We start from the raw sequence: 18640 nt of genomic DNA on the forward strand, positions 1-18640 counted from the left end.
TCCCTCCTCTCCCCCCCCCCCCAGGGGCTGTACGCGTGCGACGGGCCCCTCGGTCACTGGACGACGGGCGCCTCGGAGTGCGCGCCGGCGGGTTCGGTGGCGGACGGACGCCGGCCCGGCCTCAGCAGCCCGATCAGGACCGCGCCGAGGAGTGCCGGGACGACGAAGGCGTAGAAGCCGGCCTGGGACGAGCTGATCAGCACCGTGACGGCGGCCAGGTAGCTGGGGCCGACGATGGCGCCGACGCGTCCCACGCCGAGGCTGAAGCCCAGCGCAGTGCCGCGCAGGCGCGCCGGATGGGCGTGCGCCACATAGATGTTGACGAGCGCCTGGGTACCGAGCGCCCCGAAGCCGGCGACGGCGGAGGCGACGAGAAGCAGCGGGCGCGGCTGCGGCGTGCTCAGGGTGATCATGGCGACGGCGGCGAGGAGGAAGCTGACGATCGTGGCGGCCTTCAGCAGTCCGCGGTCGGCGACCAGGGCGGCGCCGATGGTGCCGATGACGGCGCCTACGTTGAACGCGATGGAGAACTCGAGCGAAGAGCCCAGGTCGTACCCGGAGTCGACCATCAGCGTGGGCAGCCAGGTGCTGGCACCGTAGACGATGACGAGCCCGGCGAACGTGGCCGCCCAGAACAGCAGGGTGGAGCGGCGGTACTGCGGGGCGAGCAGTTGACGGAGCCGGTTGGCGGAGTCGTGCGGCTCGGCCGCGGACGGTATGGCCGCGGCCTCGGCCTCGGCCGCGTCGTGCGGAGCCTGCGCTGTTCGGTCCCGCACGACGGCGGGGACCAGGCGCCACACCACGGGGATCAGCACCAGCGGGATCGCCCCGAAGAGGAAGAGCGTACGGAAGTCCCACTCCGGCAGCAGGGTCCGGCCCACGACGCCGGTGAGGATTCCCCCGATGGCCAGTCCCGTCGTGGCGGTGCCCACCTGGAGGGAGTGGCGGGCGGGTGTGGCCGCTTCGCTGACGTACGCGGTGACGAGGGGGATCAGGGCGCCGATGCCCATGCCGGTGAGGAACCGGGTCGCCGCGAAGAGGGTCAGGTCGCCGGCCCCGGCGCTCAGCAGCATGCTCACGGAGAGCCAGGCCAGGCTGATGACCATGGGTAGACGCCGGCCGTAGTGGTCACCGGCCCAGCCGGCGGCGATGGAACCCAGGGGCATGCCGAGCGCGGTGAGACTGCCCAGCAGTCCCAGCGTCGACTTGGTGACGTCCCAGTCGGGATGGGACAGCAGGGAGGGGCCGACCGCACCCAGGATGAAGAGGTCGTACCCCTCGATGCACAGGATGACGAGCCCGAGGGCCACCGCTGGACCGGGGCGGGCCCCGGTCGTGGGTGTGCCGGGGGTGGGGTTCATGTCCGTACTCCTCATGAGGGACTGCACGAGTGGGAAGGCCACGGCGATGCCGGAGAAGGCGTGACAGAGGATCGGGACGATCGTGGGATGCCCGCCGACGCCCGACCGCGCTCGGCGGGGCCGGGACCGGAGCGTTCGTCCGTGGACCATGCGCCCCGCCATGGGCACAGGGTGCCGCGGTGGGGATTTCTGCTCGGGAGGGCGCACCCGGTGGCCGACAGTGGGCGGCACACGGGGCGTTACGTCGCCGGGACGCGTCGCCGGGCGTCACGGACGTGCTGCGGCGCGGGCACGGGCGGGGCGCAAGGCCCCGTCCCGTCGCGGTCACGCCGCAGGGAACTGGCAGTGATGCTGAAGCCCATCATGTGCGCGTGTCAATGCCTGTGCCGGTCCCACCGCGAACGCGCGGCCCTCCGAGGGGCGTCCTGCGGTGTGGTCGGAAGCCGGCGCCGGCACAGTCTGCGCCGAGGGTTGTTGTTATCACATATAGCGGCTACGGTCGGTCCGTCCTCCCGGCACCGCCCCGCCCGGCCGAGGCCGCCACGGCCGCGCCCACCGGCACCGCCGTCGGACTGCCCGCCCGCGCCCGGAACACCCGAGCCCGTACGACCGGCAGTCGCACCCCCTCGGCACACCGCGCCGACGGCCGACCACCGTCGCCACTGGCGAGCCGGAGGCACGAACGCCGCACACATGCCCGCTCCCGCCCGGCAGAAAGGCACACAACGATGTGCATCAACGACACGAACCGGCGTGACTTCTTCAAGACGGCCGCGGCGGCCGGCATCGCCGTCGCAGGGGTGCAGGCGCTGGCGGCGCCCGCCGCCGCACACGCGCAGGCACACTCCGTCCGCCTCGGCGACAAGGTCGCGCTGACCAATGTCCGGGTCTTCGACGGGGACCGGGTGACCACGCCGCGCACCGTGGTCGTCGACAACGGACGGATCGGGATCAGCGCCCTCGGCGCACGTCGCATCGACTGCGCGGGCGCGGTGCTGCTACCGGGACTGATCGACTCGCACGTCCACCTGCGGGACGTCAACACCCTGCACCAGCTGGCCGGTTCCGGCGTGACCACCGGACTGGACATGGCCTGCTTCCCGCCCTCGGTCGTCGACTCGCTGCGCGGACTGCCCGGCCTGCCCGACATCCGCAGTGCCGGCACTCCGGCGGTCGCGCCCGGGAGCCCGCAGAGCCGGCTGCCGACCTTCCCGGCGGACGCGGTCCTGACCGGGCCGGACCAGGCGTCCCGGTTCGTGCGCGCCAGGATCGCCGAGGGGTCCGACTACATCAAGATCATCATCGATGAACCAGGGCTGACCCCGGAGACCATCGAGGCCGTGACGACGGCGGCGCACTCCTTCGGCAAGCTCGTCATGGCCCATGCGACCACCACGGCCATGGCCGAGCGGGCGCTGGACGCGGACGTCGACATGATCCACCACGTGCCCCTCGACAACGCCCTGCCCGCCGAGGTGGCGGCACGGTACGCCGCCACCGGCACCGTCGCCGTACCCACTCTGACGATGATGGAGGGATTCGCCGGGCTCGGGATACCGGGCATGGACTACGCGGCCGCCGAGGGCAGCGTCGCCGCGCTGCGGCGCGCCGGCGCACGGATACTGGCGGGCACGGACGCCAACAGCACTCCGGGGATACCGGTGCAGCCGCCGTTCGGCTCCAGCCTCCACCACGAGCTGGAGCTGCTGGTCCGGACGGGTCTCACCACCCTTGAGGCGCTGCGGGCCACGACCAGTCTGCCCGCCCGGTCCTTCGGACTGCGGGACCGCGGCGTCATCCGCCCCGGGTACCGCGCCGACCTCCTCCTGGTCGACGGCGACCCGCTCGCCGACATCACCGCGACCCGCGCCGTCCGGCGCGTCTGGGTCGGCGGCGTCGAGTACTCCCCCGCCACCTGACCGGCTCTCGGACCACCGCGGCCGACACGTCCGCCGAGCGGACCACCGCCCCTCCCGGCCGGACAGCCGGCCGGGAGGGGCGGTGACCCGGCCGTCGGCCGACGCAGGACACTCTCCGGCACCGGCCACATCGCCGGCACAGAGCACAGCAAGGGTCACCGAGCGTCTGCGGGCGCTCCGCGTTCATCCACGTTCATCCACCGAAGAAGCGGCGCCATGAATCTCCCAGCTCTGACCGACTCCATGCACCGGCCGAGAGGCGTCCCCGCCCTGCTCGCGGCCCTCGGACTGACGATGACCGCGGCCGTCGGCTGCTCCGCTTCCGCCGAGACCGGGGAGGCCGAGGACACCACCGTACGCGTGGCACTCGTCGACGCGGCACCACCGAGCCTGCCCCTGCTGGCCGAGAAGAACGGCGACTTCGCCGACCACGGCATCGACGTGACGATCTCCTCGCACCCGAGCACGCGCATCACGTCCTTCGCCACCTCGCTCGGCTGGGAGTACGACATCGTCTGGGGTACGCCCGCCGACGTCATCGCGGCCGCCTCGCAGGGCCACGACATCACCGTGATCGCCGGGGCCTACGTCGACAGCGACGAACGCCAGCAGGGCCAGATGTACGCCGCCGAGTCGGGCACGGTCGACTCGCCGACCGACCTTCGCGGCAAGCGGATGGCGGTGCCGTCCCTGTCCGGAACCCTGTTCCTGGCGGTGCTGACGTCTCTCAACAGGGCGGGCGTGGACGTCGACGACGTCCAGCTCGTCGAGGTGCCCTTCTCCGGCATGCTCGGAGAACTCGACTCCGGGCGGGTCGACGCCGTCGCGACGGTCCAGCCGTACATGGGCGCGGTGCAGGCCGCCGGGCACCGCTCGCTCGGCGATCCCTTCCTGTCGATCGACTCCCCCGCCGTCGCCGGCATGTGGATAGCGGAACGCGAGTGGGCGGAGAAGAACCCGGAGACCGTCTCCTCCTTCGTCGCGGCCCTCGACTCGGCGGACTGGTGGGCCTCGTCCCACGAGCAGGAGGCCCGGGCCTTCCTGTCGTCCGCGCTGGAGCTGCTGCGCAAGATGGCGGCGACGGCTCCGCTGCCCGACTGGGACACGTCCATCTCCCCGGAGGCACTGACGCCGTGGATCGAGGCCGTCGCGGCGTCGGGACAGATCCACGGCACCTTGCCGAAGGCCGAGGACCTGGTGGCGGCGCCCAGGAAGGATTGACCGCGTGCTGTACGGGGCCGGCGTCGACCTCTCGACACCGGCCCCGTACGGCACTTCTCACTGGGTGAGATCGAGTGCGGCGCCGACGATGCTGTCGGTGTCGATCCCGTGGTAGCGGTAGACCTCGTCCAGGGAGCCCGACTGGCCGAAGCGCGTGACGCCCAGCCTGCGGATCGGCACTCGGTGGATGGTGGACAGGAAGGCGAGGGTGTGCGGGTGACCGTCAAGAACGGTGACCAGCGGGGTGGCCCGTTCAGCGGGGAAGACCTGGTCCAGGATCCAGTCGGGCGCCTCGCCGTGCCCGGCGCGGGCGTCCAGCGCCCGGTAGAGCAGCCCCGGGCTGGTCACGCACACCACGTCGGCCGGAATGCCGAGGTTCTGGAGACGGTCCGCCGCGGCCAGGGCCTCGGTCACCATGGCGCCCATGGCGGCGATGGTGACCCGGGCGCCGTCCTGCCGGCGCAGCGGGTAGGCGCCGGCGACGACCTGGCGGCGGCGGCGTTCCCGGGCCGCCGGATCGGCGGGGACCCGGGCGAGGCTCTGGTCGACGGGGCGGGTGGACAGCCGCAGGTAGGCGGAGCCGCCGTCGGGCCTGCCGAGGCGGGACAGGGCGGCCAGCAGCGCCCATTCGGTGTCGAGGGCGAACGCCGGCTCCCAGGTCGTGCAGCCGGGCTGCTCGATACCGAGGGACGGCGTGGTGATGGACTGGTGGGCACCGCCCTCGGGCGCGAGGGTGACGCCGGACGGCGTTCCGACCAGGATCGACTGACCGCCGGCGTACATACCGAAGGACCAGGGTTCCAGCGCGCGTTGCACGAAGGGGTCGTACATCACACCGATGGGCAGCAGTGGCTCGCCCCAGCGGCTCCAGGTCGCGCCCAGCTCTCCGAGGAGACCGACGAGGTTGGTCTCGGCGATACCCAGTTCGATGTGCTGGCCGGTCGGCCGCTCCCTCCAGTGCAGGATGGTCTCCGCGTCGTCGGCGAACCAGTCCACGCGCTCGGTGGGCGACCAGACGCCGACCTTGTTGACCCAGCCGCCCAGGTTGGTCGACGAGCTGACGTCGGGACTGACCGTCACCACCCGGCGCGCCGCCTCGGGCGCACTGCGCGTCAGGTCGAGCAGCACCCGGCCCAGGGCGGCCTGGGTCGTCGCCACGCCCGTCGGGGTGCGGCCGATGTCCGTCGGAATCGCCGGGAACCGCGCCTCGGGAACGGCGTCCCGGCGCAACCCGGCCGCCGTCTCCTCGCAGAGCCGGGCCGCCGGCGAGTCCGCGGCGAAGCCCTCCCAGGGGTGGTCGAGGTCGGCTCCCAACTCGTCCGCCAGCTGCCGCATCTGCTCCTCCGTCAGCAGGGAGGAGTGGTTCTGCGGGTGCCCCTGGGTGGGCAGCCCGTGACCCTTGACGGTGTACGCGAAGATCACCGTGGGCCGGTGGTCGTCCACCTCGGACAGCGCGGTGTCGAGGGCGGACAGGTCGTGACCGCCCAGATTGCGGACCGCCTCCATCAGGGTGGCGTCGTCGGTCTCGGCGAGCAGCGCGGTGATCGCCGGGGCTTCGGGGCCGGTGCCGGGCAGCCGGTCACGCAGTTCGCCGGCGGAGCAGCGCAGCAGACGCTGGTACTCCGGGTTGGACATGTCGTCGATACGGGCCCGCAGTGCGTGGCCGCCGGGGCGCGCGCACAGCTTCTCCAGGAGTGTGCCGTACTTGAGGGTGAGCACCTGCCAGCCGGCCGCGGCGAACATGCCGTGCAGGCGGCCGGCGGCGATGTTCGGCACGACACGGTCGAGGGACTGCCGGTTGAGGTCGACGATCCAGACCAGTTCGCCGAGTTCGGCGACCTGCGGGTCCAGCAGCGCCTCCCACACCGCGCCCTCGTCCAGCTCCGCGTCCCCCAGCAGCGCGTACTGCCGGCCGGTGAAACCCCCTCCCGCGCTCTTGTCCGCGTAGCGGCGGGCCAGGGCACCCCAGATCGTCGCCGTGGCCCCGATGCCCACCGACCCGGTGGAGTAGTCGACCGGGTCGGGGTCCTTGGACCGGCTCGGGTAGCTCTGGAGACCGCCGAAGGCGCGCAGCGTGGACAGGTAGGAGGTGTCCAGTTCGCCGAGCAGGTGATTGATGGCGTGCAGGACCGGGGACGCGTGCGGCTTGACCGAGACCCTGTCCTCGGGGCGCAGATGACGGAACCACAGGGCCGTCATGATCGACACCATCGACGCGCACGATGCCTGATGTCCGCCGACCTTGAGCCCCGACGGGTTGGGGCGCACCCGGTTGGCATGGTGCACGATCGCGCTGGAAAGCCACAGCACACGGTCCTCGATGTCGTGCAGCACGTCGAGGGCGGCGGCCGTGGTCCGCCCGGGGGCGGCTGGTGCGGTGGTCATGACGAAACGGTCTCCTCGCTCGGCACATCCGGCACGCAGACGTGCGGCCGGCTGTGACTTGGGACGTACCACGGCGGCGTGAAGAGCTCACCGGGTGTGCCCCGGCGCGCGTCGGGCCGGCTCACGACCGGATCACGGTCGGCGGCGTGCTGCCAGGGGCGGGATCGTTGCAGACGAGGAGACCACCAGGTCAGGATGGCGCACAAGAACCCGCGAGGAAATTACGCAGAATGCCCAATCACCCGCCCTCTCAGCCCCGGAAGGTGCGCATCGTGCCCAGCTCCGAGCGGATCGACCCCACCGACGCGCGCCTCCTTCTGGCACTCGCCGCCCACCCTCGGGCCACCACGGTGGCACTCGCCGAGGCGAGCGGTTTGAGCCGCAACACCGTCCAGGCGCGGCTGGCCGCACTGGACCGTACGGGTGCCGTGGACTCCTTCGAGCGGTGCGTCGACCCCGCGGCTCTCGGCTATCCACTCACCGCGTTCGTGACCACTCAGGTGGCACAGCGCAGGCTGGATCAGGTCGCGCAGGCGCTCGCGGCGATTCCCGAGGTTCTCCAGGTGCACGGACTGACCGGCGACACCGACCTGCTGGTCCATGTGGTCGCGACCGACGCCGAGGACCTGTACCGCGTGGCCGGCCAGATCCTCGACATCCCCGGCGTGGAGCGCACCAGTACGGCACTGGTCATGCGTCAGCTGGTCGGCTACCGGCTCGCCCCGCTGCTGCGCCGCTCCGCCGCCCGCTGATCGCCGGCCACGCCGCGGGGGAACGTCTACGGGGTTACAGGCCTCGATCCGGTGCCCGGGTCGAGCACCGCGGCGCGAACCTCGGTACGAAGCGACTGGCCCTGGGCCGTCTTCAGGCGCCCGCCTCTTGCCGTGGGCCGCGATGGCGCCCTAATGTGCCGCCACACGGCACCCGACACGTTCGTGTCGGCGTCCCGGCGCTCCGCCGGTGGACCGGCGCCGTGTCCACGGACGCGGCCGCGGCCGCTCCTTCGCCGCTGTATCCCCGTATCCCCACCTGTGCGAGTGGTCGGCCCCGGTATCCGTACCGGCCGATTCCCTCGCGTGTGGGCCGAACACCGAATCGAGGCACTCATGGACGCCCTCAGCGGAGTGCGCCGGGTCTGGTCCGGCGCCCGAAGCGTCCCCGAACGTCGCTCCACCCCGTCCACCGCACCTCGGCTCCGTGCCGTCGGCGGGCGGATCGGTCTGGTCGTGCCGCCGCAGAGCGCGGCTCTCACGGACGTCGGGGCCGGTGTCGCCGACGATGTGGACGCGGATGACGCCGACAGGGACGCCTGAGCCCCGCCCACCACTCGTTCAGAAGGAATTCGTCGCCCCACCTTCTTGCTGTTATCACATATAGCGCCTTACGGTGTGGACAGTGCCGCAGTCGACGCGAGGCGGGTGAGTGTCGGGCGGGTCCGGGTCGACGAGAAGCCACCCCCGGCCCGACCCACCGGCCGGGCCACACGACCGCTGGCAACAACAAAGAACACAGGAGCAGCTCCGTGCGCATCGCCAACCTCTCCGGTCGCCTGGTCCTCGTCGTCGACGGTCTCGCCGTCGATGTCGAGGAGGCCAGCGGTGGCCGCTTCTCCGCGGACCCGCAGGCCGTCTACGAGCGGTGGGAGGAGTTCCGCCAGTGGGCGGCGGAGACCCGCCCACCCGAGGGCAGCGCCTTGGACCCCGCGCGTCTGGGCGCCCCCGTGCCCGCCCCGCGGCAGATCGTCGCCGCCGGCCTCAACTACCGTGACCACGCCGCCGAGTCCGGATTCGCCCTGCCCGAAACCATGCCGCCGGTCTTCACCAAGTTCGCCACCAGCATCACCGGCCCCGTCACCGAGGTGGCCCTCCCACCCGGCGGCCACACCGACTGGGAGATCGAACTCGTCGTCGTCATCGGCACCCGCGCCCACCATGTCTCCGCGGAGGCCGCCTGGGACCACGTCGCCGGGCTGACCGTCGGCCAGGACATCTCCGAGCGCATCACCCAACTCGAAGGACCATCACCGCAGTTCAGCCTCGGCAAGTCCTTCCCGGGCTTCGCCCCCATCGGACCGTGGGTGGTCACGCCCGACGCGTTCGACGACCGCGACGACCTGGGACTGCGCTGCACGGTGAACGGCGAGGAGGTCCAGAAGAGCCGCACCGGCGACCTGATCTTCTCCGTACCCGAGCTGCTCGCCCGACTGTCCTCGGTCATCCCCCTGCTCCCCGGCGACCTCGTGTTCACCGGAACCCCGGCCGGCGTCGGCCTGGGCCGTGACCCGCAGCGCTGGCTCGCTCCCGGAGACGAGCTGGTCAGCACCATCGAGGGCATCGGCGAACTGCGCCAGCGCTTCGTCGCACAGACCTGACACCTACGGCGACCGCGTACTTACGTGGTCGCACGCACCTACCCGCATGAACCGTCGGATACTGAGAGTGCGGGCGCACCACCGGGCCACCTGACCCCGGCCACCGGCCTGTCGGCAGGCCGGCCGGTGAAACGCCACCACGGGTGGACGCCCGCAGATTCGATCGAGGAGGATCGGATGACCGCCACACCGAAGTTCGCCCACGTCGTGTTCCAGACGAGCAACCCCACCGCCATGCGGGACTGGTACTGCGCCGTTCTCGACGGACACGTGGTGTTCCAGAACGACAGCCTGTGCTTCATCACCTACGACGAGGAGCACCACCGCGTCGCCCTGCTCACCCCGCCGGTCCCGCTGGAGCGCAAGTCGCCCCTGACGGCAGCGGCCCACCACGTCGCCTACACCTTCGACCATCTCGACGACCTCCTCGCCCGCTACGAGCTGCTGCGCGACAAGGGCCTCACCCCGGCGGTGTGCATCGCCCACGGCGTCACCACGTCCCTGTACTACCAGGACCCGGACGGCAGCTTCGTGGAGATGCAGATCGACAACTTCGCCGACCCGGACGAGGCCACCGGCTACATGAGGGGGCCGGAGTACAGCGCCGACGCCGTCGGTCCCGCCTTCGACCCCGAGGCCATGCTCGCCGCCCGCCGCGGCGGAGCGGCCGTCGAGGACCTGGTCCACCGGTCATGGGCCCTGAAGAGCGACCTGCCCGATCCGATGCTGGTCCTCACCGGGGCGGTCTGAGCGAGGAGCGGGCCAAGACGTCGGACCAGGGGTGCCGGGACGAGACCGGCACCCCGTCGGCGCGCCACCACGGGACGGCGCGAGGCCGTCGCCCCGCCCACCCGTCCGCCCGTACCCACCGTCTAGGGGAATCCTTGAGCACCTCCAGCCACCACGCCGACTGCTTCATGTGCGGCCTGGAACAGAGCGAAGACAGCGCCGTCGTTTTCCGTGACCCTCTCTGGTCGGGGGAAACGGTGCCTGGTTACGACGTACCCGGTTGGTTCGTCCTGCGGGTCCGTCGGCACGCCGAGCGCATCACCGGGCTCGACGAGGCCGAGCTGGCCACGTTCGCCCGCCGCGCCCGCGACCTGGTCGCGGCGGTGACCGAGGCGACCGGCGCGCCCGCGACGTACCTGCTGGTCTTCGGCGAGAACCATCCGCACTTCCACGCCCTCGTCACGGCTCGTGGCGAAGACGTTCCCGCGGACCTGCGCAACGGGAACATCCTGCGCCTCCGGGCCGATCACGCCGACCCGGAGTCCGCCGCCCGGCTGGTGCCGGCGGTGCGTCGTGCCTACGAGCGCCTCGCCGGCGACGGCACATACCCGCTCTCGGCCTGACCGCCGAGGAGCTGGTCGGGTCCCGGCCGCCGGGCGGCCGGGACCAGCTCGGCGCCCGCGCACCAGATGTGGCGCAGGGCGCGGGTGGCCCCGATGTCGGCCAGGGGGTCCCCGTCGACCAGGAGCAGGTCGGCGCGGAGTCCGGGGGCGACCGAGCCCCGGTCGCCGAGACCGAAGTGCCGGGCGGGCAGGACGGTGGCGGAACGCAGCGCCTCGGCCGGGGTGAGGCCGGCCGCGACGAGCAGTCCGAGTTCGTGGTGGATGCTCGCGCCGTGCTCGACCTGGAAGGGCGCCCACCCGCCGACCTCGCGGGACTGCGCCGCCACATCACCGCCATGGAGCACGCCGTGGACGCCGCGGATCCCGTGGCCTTCGTCCACGCCAACTGGCGCCTGCACGCCGCCATCGCCGCGATCAGTCCGAACGTGCTGCTCAGCTCGCTGTACACCCATCTGCTCGACCTGATCGAGAGCCACACGCTGACGGTGCTGCCGACGAGCGAGCAGCCCCTGGGCGAGTACATCGCGCACCGGCACGAACTCCACCGCGACTTGGTCGACGCCTTGGACCGGCAGGACCGCGACGAGGCACTGCGACTGATCCACGAACACCACACGAGTCTTCAGTCGTCCGAGGACCACGCCGCAGAACGCTGACCGTTCCGCCGGGAGGGCGCCCGGCGACGCGACGGCAGGGGCCACCGGAGGATCGATGCAAAAGACTTGCGGTTCTCTGACCACATTTTGCAGCAGTGTTATACGGTGCGCCCATGAACAAGAAGCTGACCGAAGTCTCACAGTTCGCGGGCGTCAGCGAGGCGACGGTCCGGCGGGCCCTCAACGACAGCCCTCTGGTCGCCCCTGCGACGCGGGAGCGGGTACTGAGGGCGTTGGACATTCTGGGGCTGCCCAGGCCGACGGCCGTGAAGGGCGAACGGAGTCCGCTGATCGGCGTGGTGGTGCCAGACCTGCAGAACCCGGTGTTCCCGGCGTTCGCGGAGGCCATCGCCGGCCGTCTCAACAAGCGCGGCTGGATTCCCGTGCTGTGCACTCGCACATCTGATGGCGTGTCCGAGGCGAACTACATCGAGATGCTGCTGGCTCAGAACATCGGGGGGATCGTGTTCATCGGATCCAGTTACGCCGATGCGGGGCCGGAACAGGGGGCCGCCCTGAGAAAGCGCAAGGTGCCGCTGGTGCTGGTCAACCCGGCGGACGAGAACGCGGACGCGGTGCGGATCAGCGCCGACGACGCCGACGCGGTGAGCCAGTCGCTCACCCATCTGACCGGGATGGGGCATGAGCGGATAGGGCTGCTGGTCGGTCCGGTCGGGCACGTGCCGTCGGCCCGCAAGCTGGCCGCTTTCGCCGCGTTCTGGAAGGCCCGGCAGGTGCCGTCCGATCGCTGGATGCCCCTGGTCGGGCACGCGTTGTTCTCCATGGAGGCGGGAGCCGCGGCGGCAGCCGGGCTCCTGGCGCGCGGGGCGACAGCCATCGTTTGCGGCAGTGATGAGCTGGCACTTGGCGCAGTCCGTGGGGTCCGGCGCCTGGGCCTGACGGTTCCGGGCGGCGTCTCGGTGACCGGGTTCGACGACTCGCTGTTCATGGGGGCGGTGGATCCCCCGCTGACAACGTGCCGGCAACCGGTGGCCCGGATGGCCGACGCCGCGGTGGAAGCCTTGGCGCAGCAGATACAGGGGCATCGGGTCGGCCCCGGCGTGACCTTGTTCCAGACGGAGCTGATCGTCCGCAACTCCACAGGAAGGCCGGCCCGCCAGTCACCGACGTAGGAATTTTGCAACAGGTCATTGACTTTTTACATAACTGACTTCTACCTTCTGCGTGTCCGCTGGAGCTGTGAGCGATGGGGTTCACAGGCGCGGGTGCATCGCAGGAAGGCTGATGTGTCATGGCTGGTACCCAGAGTCGTCGTCGGTTCATAGCCACGGGCGTGGCCTGCGCCCTCACGGGAGCGCTGGCCGCGTGCAGCGGCGAGTCGTCCACCGCCGGGAAGGACGGAGTCGTCACGATCACGGTGAACGGCATGCCGCCCAAGACCCAGCCGGTGGACCGCAAGTACTTCGAGGAGGACGTCAAGGCCTTCGAGAAGGCGCACCCGAAGATCAAGATCGATGCCCGTGAGGGGCAGATGGACCCGAAGACGTTCTCCGCGAAACTGGCCGGCGGCCAGCTGGAGGACGTGTACTACGTCTACTTCACCGACCCCGCCGGCCTGATTCAGCGCCGCCAGGGGGCCGACATCACGCAGTACGTGAAAGACATGCCGCACTTCAAAGACATCAAACCCGAGTTCCTGAAGGTATTCACCGGGCCGGACGGGAAGATCTACGGCCTGCCCAACGGCCAGTACTCGCTCGGCCTCATCTACAACCGCGACCTGTTCGAGAAGGCCGGCCTGGACCCTCAGTCCCCGCCGGTCACATGGGACGAGGTACGCACGGCGGCGAAGAAGATCAGCGCCCTGGGCGACGGCACCGTCGGATACGCCGACTACAGCAAGAACAACCAGGGCGGCTGGCACTTCACGGCCTGGGTGTACTCCATGGGCGGCGACGTCGCGGTAAAGGAGGACGGCAAGTGGAAGGCCGCCTTCGACAGCGACGCGGGCCGCAAGGCCCTGCGGATGCTGCACGACATGCGCTGGACGGACAACAGCATGGGCTCGAGGCAGCTGCTGCAGATCGAGGACGTGCAGAAGATGATGGGCGCCGGCAAGCTCGGTATGTACATGGCCGGGCCGGACAACATCCCGACCATCGTCAAGCAGTTCGAGCGCAAGTACGAGGAGTACGGAGTCGGGGCCATGCCGGGGCAGGCGACCCTCGGCGGCGGCAACGGCTTCATGTTCAACCCGAAGGCGTCGCCGGAGAAGATCAAGGCCGGCATCGAGTGGGTCCAGTGGAAGTACCTGAACCCTGACCGCACCGAGTTCGAGGACAAGCGCGCCTCAGACAGTGACGTGCCCATCGGCCTGCCGCTGGACCGCCTGTTCACCGGGCAGGCCGAGGCCAAGCAGGACGCCGCCCATGCCAAGTACGCCAACGTGCCGACGGAGAACTACAAGCCCTTCGTCAAGCGCAACGCCGAGATCGAGCAGAAGGTCGAACCGCCGAACGCCCAGCAGATCTACACCGTCCTGGACGGCGTGATGCAGGCCGTTCTGACGAAGAAGGACGCCGACCTCGACCAGCTCCTGGAGGACGCGGCCAAGAAGGTCGACGGCATTCTCGCGACGGTCAAGTGACATGGCGGCCCCGACCCTGACCCGGACCCCGGAACACTCCGCCAAGCCGCAGAAAGACAGCGTGAAACAACCACGCAGGCGTCGGCGCCGCATCCGTGAGAACGTGACCGCGTACGCCTTCCTGGGCGCCGGGCTGATCTGCTTCGCCGTGTTCTCCTGGTACCCGATCGTCCGGGGGCTGCTGCTTGGCTTCCAGCAGGTCAGCTTCTCCCAGCCCGCCACCTGGGTGGGCTGGGAGAACTACCAGCGCCTCTTCGACGACCCGCTGTTCGCCACGGCGTGGAAGAACACCGGGTACTTCACGCTCCTCGCCCTGGTCTTCGGCTTCGCCGCTCCGTTCGTCACCGCCGTGGTGCTCAACGAGTTCCGGCACGCCCGGTCCTATCTGCGGATGACGGTCTACCTCCCGGTGATGCTGCCGCCGATCGTGACCATGCTGCTGTGGCGCTGGTTCTACGATCCGGGACCGGGCCTGTTCAACACCGTGCTGGAGACCTTCCACCTGCCGGCCCAGCAGTGGCTGGAGTCGGAGAACATGGCCATGCTCTCCCTGGTCCTGGTCTCCACCTGGGCCAACATGGGCACCACCACCCTGATCTACCTCGCCGCCCTCGGTTCCATCCCCGGCGAGCTGTACGAGGCGGCAGAGCTGGACGGGGCGTCCGTCCGGCAGCGGCTGTTCCACGTGACCATCCCGCACATGCGGTTCATCCTGATGATCACCCTGCTGCTGCAGGTCATCGGCACCATGCAGGTCTTCATCGAACCGTTCGTCCTGACCGGCGGAGGACCCAACGACGCCACCGTCACCGTCCTGCTGCTGCTCTACCGCTACGCGTTCGTCTACAACGACTTCGGCATGGCCAGTGCCATGAGCACGGTGCTCTTCGTCGTCCTGGGGGCCTTCGCCGCCGTGTACCTGCGACTGAGCCGCGGCAAGGGCTGAAAGGAACGACCATGTCCGCATCGCGCACCCTCATCGCCCCCGGTGAGATGAACCGCCGCACCGGCCGCATCCTGTACCGGTTCGTGCTGGGCTCGACCGTCGTCGGCTTCACCCTCGCCTTCCTCTTCCCCCTGTACTGGATGGCGAGCGGGGCACTCAAGTCCTCCTCCGAACTGGCCGATCCCCACCCCACGCTGTGGCCGCACAGCTGGCACCCGGAGTCCTACCCCCAGGCGTGGACCAACGTCGGCCTGGGCGACTACTTCCTCAACACCCTGCTCCTGGCCGCCGGTGCCTGGCTGACCCAGCTCATCGTCGACGTCGCGGCCGCCTACGCACTGTCCAAACTGCGACCGGCACTGGGCAACGTCGTCCTCGGCATGATGCTCGCCACGCTCATGCTGCCGGTCTCCGCTCTGCTGGTGCCGACCTACCTGACCGTCACCGACATCCCTCTGCTCCACATCAATCTGATCAACACCCCCTGGGCGGTCTGGTTGCCGGCCTGCGCCAACGCGTTCAACATCTTCATCCTCAAGCGCTTCTTCGACCAGATACCGGCTGAACTGCTGGAATCCGCACGCCTGGACGGAGCCGGTCCCGTCCGCGTGCTGTGGTACGTCGTGCTGCCCCTGTCCAGGCCGGTACTGGCGGTCGTGTCCATCTTCGCGGTGGTCGGTGTCTGGAAGGACTTCCTGTGGCCGCTGCTGGTCCTGCCCGACCCCGCACGCCAGCCCATCACCGTAGCCCTGAACCGCCTGGCGGAGTTCATGCCCGCCAATCAGCTCCTGGCCGGCATGGTCATGGCCTCCATTCCTCTGCTGGTGATCTTCCTGATTTTCCAACGGCACATCATCGCCGGACTGACGGCGGGCAGCCTCAAGGGCTGAGGGGGCCTCGGCCCCACTGGACGCACGCCATGTCGGGACACCGCGACGCCTCCCGCACCGGTGCGGGCCCGAGCGTGTACGTGGACGCCTAGCGGTTCGGGAAGCCCGCACCGCCGTCGACGTACAGCCGGATTCATCGCGCCCGTTTGCGTACGCGTCCGCTGTCCACCGTCCGTGACGCACGGGTCTCCATCCCACAACCGCCGTCGGCCCCCCACCGGCGGTCCCCCCAGGGCGAGCCGCCCCTGACCCGGAAGGACACACAGCCGTGTCAATCCACGCAAGAGCCCCGCACACCAGAACCTCCGCCGCGATAGCGGCCCTGCTCCTCACCGTCACCGGCGCCGTCGCCTACAGCGCGGCCGCGTCGCCCTCGGCCTACGCCGCCTCCACCGTCCTGGAGGCTGAGTCGGCGAGGCTGTCGGGTGGTGCGGTGACGGAGACGGAGCACTCCGGCCACACCGGCACCGGCTATGTCGGCGGCTTCACCGACTCCCACAGGGGCGCCGCCTCCGTGACGTACACGGTGCAGTCCGCGCATGCCGGTGCCGGGTCGGTGAAGATCCGCTACGCCAACGGCACCGGGTCGGCGAAGACGCTGTCGCTGTTCGTCAACGGCACCGCATCAGGCCAGGTCAGTCTGCCGGCCACCGACAACTGGGACAGTTGGTCCACGGTGGACGCGCCGGTCACCTTCACCCGGGGCGCCAACGCCCTGGCACTGACATTCACCAGCAGCGACAGCGGCAACGTCAACCTCGACAGTCTCACCGCCGACACACCCGACACGGCGGGCCCCGCCACCCCCGCCCCCCTGGAGGCCGAGTCCGCCGCCCTGTCCGGTGGTGCGGTCGCCGAGCGTGAGCACGGCGGCTACACCGGCAGCGGCTACGTCGGCGGCCTCACCGACGCGAACAAGGGCCGCGCCTCCCTCAACACCAGCGTGGAGTCCAGCTACGACGGCGCGGGCAGTGTCACCATCCGCTACGCCAACGGCACCGGCTCGAACAAGACACTGACCCTCTCCGTCGGCGGGAAGGCCGCGCAGGTCACGCTGCCGGCCACGAACGGCTGGTCCACCTGGTCCACGGTCGCGGTGCCGGTCTCCTACGCCAAGGGTGCCAATGCCCTCGCGCTGACGTTCACCAGCGGAGACAGCGGCAACGTCAACATCGACCACCTCGTCGCTGTCCCTCCCACCGGACCCGGCGATCCTGGCGACCCGGACCCGTCGGGCACAGGCGCTTCCCTGCCGTTCACCACCTACGAGGCAGAAGCGGGACGCACCAACGCCTCGGTCATCGGCCCCGGCCGCACCTATCTGTCCCCGGCCTCCGAGGCGTCCGGCCGAAGGGCCGTCACACTGGCCCGGACCGGCGACTACGTCGAGTTCACCCTGACCAAGCCGGCCAACGCGATCAACCTGCGCTACTCCCTGCCCGACAGCAGCGACGGCCGGGGCATCGACGCGTCCCTCAGCGTCTACGCCGGCGGCCAGGCGCTGCCCGACCTCCGGCTGACCTCGCGCTTTGCCTGGGTCTACGGTGAGTACCCGTACACGAACAATCCCGGCGAGGGCAAGGGCCACCGCTTCTTCGACGAGACCCGGATCAGCCTGGGCCGGACGCTCCCGGCGAACACCGTCGTCCGTCTGCAGAAGGACGCCGCGGACAGCGCCGCCTTCTACACCGTCGACCTGCTGGAGGCCGAGGAGACCGCAGCGGCCGGTACGCTGCCCAGCGGCTACGTGTCGGCCGGGGACTTCGGCGTCACGCCGAACGACGACCAGGACGACACCTCCGCCCTCAACGGCGCGCTGGAGAGGGCCAAGAGCCAGGGCAAGGGTCTGTGGCTCCCCGCCGGTACCTACAACATCTCCGACCACGTCAGCCTCTCCGGAGTGAAGCTGCGCGGTGCGGGGATGTGGCACACCGTGCTGCGCGGCACCGGCCTCAAGGGCGGCCTGTTCGGCCGGGGCGGCACCACCAGCGTCGAGGACCTGATGATCGACGGCCAGAACACCGTCCGTGACGACGCGGGCGGACACGCCGCCATCGAGGGCGACTTCGGCACCAACTCCACCATCCGCAACGTCTGGATCCAGCACACCAAGGTCGGCCTGTGGATCTCCGGCCCGACCACGGGCCTGCGGGCCGAAAACCTGCGGATCCGCAACACCTTCGCGGACGGCGTGAACCTGCACGGCGCGGTGAAGGACACCGTCGTGTCCAACAGCAGCATCCGCGGCACCGGGGACGACGCCCTGGCCATGTGGTCGGACGGAGCGGCCGTGACCAACAGCGCGTTCCGCAACAACACCGTGCAACTGCCCACGCTCGCCAACGGCGCCGCCGTCTACGGCGGCAACGGCAACAGCGTCGAGAACAACCTCATCTCCGACACCGTCACCTCCGCAGCCGGCATCGCCGTCAGCACCCGCTTCGGCGAGCCGTTCAGCGGCACGACCACCGTCTCCGGCAACCTACTGCGCCGTACGGGCAGCCTGGAACCGAACTGGAACGCCAGGCTCGGGGCCCTGTGGGTCTACGCCGACCCCACCCGGCACGACATCACCCAGCCCGTGGTCCTGAAGAACAACACCGTGGAGGACTCCACCTACAGCGGGCTGCTCGTCACCTACCAGAAGCAGGTCACCGACCTGCGCGTGGACGGCCTGACCATCGACGGGACGGGCGCCCACGGCATCGAGATCAACACCGGTGGCAAGGGCGTCTTCTCCAACACCAAGGTCACCGGTACCGCGAGCGGCGCGCTGAACGTCGCCGGCGGCTTCACCATCGAGCGTGGGAGCGGCAACTCCGGCTGGTGACCCGGACAGGCCGCGGGGGGGGGGGGCCCCCCCTTCCCCCCCCTCCCCCCCGCCCCCGCATGCCTCGGTCCCCTCGCGTGCCGTTGGCACCGCCGCGATCG

General features: G+C 70.3%; 15 protein-coding genes and 1 pseudogene. 13 read left to right on the forward strand and 3 right to left on the reverse strand.

Annotated features, from left to right (window positions below):
* Nucleotides 1-53: 53 nt before the first annotated feature.
* Nucleotides 54-1361 carry an MFS transporter gene (locus ACFCZF_RS24010; RefSeq protein ID WP_376673396.1) on the reverse strand — a complete coding sequence of 436 codons (1308 nt, stop codon included), beginning with the start codon at nt 1359-1361 and terminating at the stop codon, nt 54-56.
* 728 nt (nt 1362-2089) lie between these two features.
* Here ACFCZF_RS24010 and ACFCZF_RS24015 point away from each other — a divergent pair.
* Both ACFCZF_RS24015 and ACFCZF_RS24020 read left to right on the forward strand, forming a co-directional pair.
* Nucleotides 2090-3280: an amidohydrolase family protein gene (locus tag ACFCZF_RS24015; protein WP_376673397.1), complete on the forward strand. Its 1191-nt coding sequence runs from the start codon at nt 2090-2092 to the stop codon at nt 3278-3280.
* 216 nt (nt 3281-3496) lie between these two features.
* Nucleotides 3497-4501 (forward strand): ABC transporter substrate-binding protein, encoded by a 1005-nt coding sequence (locus ACFCZF_RS24020; RefSeq protein ID WP_376673398.1) that lies wholly within the window; start codon nt 3497-3499, stop codon nt 4499-4501.
* A 57-nt stretch (nt 4502-4558) separates the two neighbouring features.
* Here the strand turns inward: ACFCZF_RS24020 and ACFCZF_RS24025 are convergent, their stop codons facing one another.
* Nucleotides 4559-6886 (reverse strand): transketolase C-terminal domain-containing protein, encoded by a 2328-nt coding sequence (locus tag ACFCZF_RS24025; RefSeq protein WP_376673399.1) that lies wholly within the window; start codon nt 6884-6886, stop codon nt 4559-4561.
* A gap of 272 nt (nt 6887-7158) precedes the next feature.
* Between ACFCZF_RS24025 and ACFCZF_RS24030 the strand changes: the two genes are divergently transcribed.
* From ACFCZF_RS24030 to ACFCZF_RS24050, 5 genes are all read left to right on the forward strand, one after another.
* The gene (locus ACFCZF_RS24030) at nt 7159-7638 is read left to right on the forward strand and encodes an Lrp/AsnC family transcriptional regulator (RefSeq protein WP_375918987.1); all 480 of its coding nucleotides are present in this window, start codon (nt 7159-7161) and stop codon (nt 7636-7638) included.
* Between the two features lie 354 nt (nt 7639-7992).
* On the forward strand, nt 7993-8199 hold the full coding sequence (locus ACFCZF_RS24035; RefSeq protein ID WP_376673400.1) for a hypothetical protein: 207 nt from the start codon (nt 7993-7995) through the stop codon (nt 8197-8199).
* Between the two features lie 209 nt (nt 8200-8408).
* Nucleotides 8409-9257, forward strand: a complete 849-nt coding sequence (locus ACFCZF_RS24040) for a fumarylacetoacetate hydrolase family protein (RefSeq protein ID WP_375918992.1) — start codon at nt 8409-8411, stop codon at nt 9255-9257.
* A 177-nt stretch (nt 9258-9434) separates the two neighbouring features.
* Nucleotides 9435-10007, forward strand: coding sequence for a VOC family protein (locus ACFCZF_RS24045; protein WP_375918996.1), 573 nt, complete (start codon nt 9435-9437; stop codon nt 10005-10007).
* Nucleotides 10008-10141: 134 nt separating this feature from the next.
* Nucleotides 10142-10609: a hypothetical protein gene (locus ACFCZF_RS24050; protein WP_376673401.1), complete on the forward strand. Its 468-nt coding sequence runs from the start codon at nt 10142-10144 to the stop codon at nt 10607-10609.
* Nucleotides 10610-10653: 44 nt separating this feature from the next.
* Here the strand turns inward: ACFCZF_RS24050 and ACFCZF_RS24055 are convergent.
* Nucleotides 10654-10953: pseudogene (locus ACFCZF_RS24055) on the reverse strand (amidohydrolase family protein); the annotation flags it as partial.
* Between ACFCZF_RS24055 and ACFCZF_RS24060 the strand changes: the two are divergent.
* From ACFCZF_RS24060 to ACFCZF_RS24085, 6 genes are all read left to right on the forward strand, one after another.
* The gene (locus ACFCZF_RS24060) at nt 10945-11265 is read left to right on the forward strand and encodes an FCD domain-containing protein (protein WP_376673402.1); all 321 of its coding nucleotides are present in this window, start codon (nt 10945-10947) and stop codon (nt 11263-11265) included. The pseudogene ACFCZF_RS24055 and the gene ACFCZF_RS24060 sit on opposite strands and share 9 nt — an antisense overlap.
* 113 nt (nt 11266-11378) lie before the next feature.
* A complete protein-coding gene (locus ACFCZF_RS24065; protein WP_376673403.1) occupies nt 11379-12398 on the forward strand; it encodes a LacI family DNA-binding transcriptional regulator in 1020 nt (339 codons plus the stop codon).
* Between the two features lie 119 nt (nt 12399-12517).
* Nucleotides 12518-13873 (forward strand): ABC transporter substrate-binding protein, encoded by a 1356-nt coding sequence (locus ACFCZF_RS24070; protein ID WP_376673404.1) that lies wholly within the window; start codon nt 12518-12520, stop codon nt 13871-13873.
* 1 nt (nt 13874) lies between these two features.
* A complete protein-coding gene (locus ACFCZF_RS24075) occupies nt 13875-14819 on the forward strand; it encodes a carbohydrate ABC transporter permease (RefSeq protein ID WP_375919015.1) in 945 nt (314 codons plus the stop codon).
* Between the two features lie 11 nt (nt 14820-14830).
* On the forward strand, nt 14831-15709 hold the full coding sequence (locus ACFCZF_RS24080; protein WP_375919018.1) for a carbohydrate ABC transporter permease: 879 nt from the start codon (nt 14831-14833) through the stop codon (nt 15707-15709).
* A 268-nt stretch (nt 15710-15977) separates the two neighbouring features.
* Nucleotides 15978-18539: a carbohydrate-binding protein gene (locus ACFCZF_RS24085; RefSeq protein ID WP_376673405.1), complete on the forward strand. Its 2562-nt coding sequence runs from the start codon at nt 15978-15980 to the stop codon at nt 18537-18539.
* Nucleotides 18540-18640 lie beyond the last annotated feature (101 nt).

It is taken from the genome of Streptomyces sp. NPDC056296, from assembly GCF_042268605.1.
Lineage (GTDB): Bacteria > Actinomycetota > Actinomycetes > Streptomycetales > Streptomycetaceae > Streptomyces.